Below are 1299 nucleotides of genomic sequence, written 5' to 3' on the forward strand. Positions count from 1 at the left end.
GAGCGTAAACTATAAGCAACTACCTTCTTTTTATGTTGTTTTACTACATCAACATGCTCTTCATGACTATAAATATAAAATGTAAAATCTTTTTTGCCACGTTTTGCATTGATAATTAAAGGAGTGCCTTCATTGTGTGGTGGTGCATAATAGCGATCTAAAAATAATCCTTCGTTAAAATCATGAATAATTTTGGATTTCTTTTCGCCTTCTAAGTTATTTCCATTGATTGTAACAGTCACATTCTCTTCTTCAAGTTGTGGATGTGTTTCGTACTTGCTAATAATGGATTCAATAGCAGAGTTAGGAAGGCTAGAAACAATAATTTTAAATGCTCCAAATACAACTAACATTACAATAAACCAAGTCGTCATAGTATTTCATCCCCTTTATCCCACAGTAACGGTCCGTAAAATCCTGGTTGGTGCGGGCTAATAATCAGTGTGGGATAGATACCCCGTACTGACTAAAATTTCACTTTATCCTATTTAACAATATAACTCATGTGGTAATAGTACATATGGTGAAGTTTTGTATAATTTGTGAAAAATATGCCATTTTTATGAACGAAATATTAGAAAAATCAATTTTGTTACAAAAAGTTGAAATCGAAGTATTTTAAAAGAAAAAGGTTTATAATAAAAATATAACTAATTACAAGGAAGTGTAACTATGAGTACTGTAGCTATCGTGTATGGTATTACGATACAGTGTAAAATCAGAAATGTTCGGAGCGGGAAAGAGGGATTGAATGAGTAATTCAGGTTATGTTACAGATAATAAAAATTTAAAGAAAAGCTCAGGAACGCCAAATCTTTTCTTTGATTCGAGAAAAAATGTCTTTTTTAAAAGAGATGAGAAAAACGTTGCATATGAAGTTACCTCAACGCAGTTACCTGCGATGATAGGAGGGGCGTTTGTTGATTTATTTATGACGAAAGGGCATATGCGGGAACCACATTGGCATCCGAATGCGTGGGAATTAGATGTTGTTGTATCAGGAGAAGCAGTTACATCCATTTTAAATCCCGAAACGAATCAATTGCAAAATTATCATGTGAAAGCGGGACAAACTGTCTTTATTCCAATGGGATGGTGGCATTGGATTACAGCGGTAACAGAAGAAGTACAATTACATTTGTTCTTCAATAACGATCAGTTTGAAACAGCAGAGGGATCAGACATACTTAGATTAACACCGCCAGAAGTATTTCAAGCTGCATACGGTGTAAGTGCAGAAAAATTAGGAAAGGACCTTTCGCCACTTAAGGAGTCAGTTGTAATTGGTCCTCCTAACTC

General features: G+C 34.5%; 3 protein-coding genes. 2 read left to right on the plus strand and 1 reads right to left on the minus strand.

The window, feature by feature from the left end; genetic code table 11:
• A partial coding sequence (locus AC1DJR_RS32225; RefSeq protein WP_477004496.1) for a YfmQ family protein occupies window positions 1-374 on the minus strand: 374 nt, incomplete at its 3' end.
• A 131-nt stretch (window positions 375-505) separates the two neighbouring features.
• On the opposite strand from AC1DJR_RS32225, the gene AC1DJR_RS32230 reads away from it, so the two are divergent.
• Window positions 506-622, plus strand: coding sequence for a hypothetical protein (locus tag AC1DJR_RS32230; protein WP_002018064.1), 117 nt, complete (start codon window positions 506-508; stop codon window positions 620-622).
• A 129-nt stretch (window positions 623-751) separates the two neighbouring features.
• Window positions 752-1299: cupin domain-containing protein (locus AC1DJR_RS32235; protein WP_477004497.1), on the plus strand; the 548-nt coding region annotated here is incomplete at its 3' end.

The organism is Bacillus sp. 05T31 (assembly GCF_056396725.1).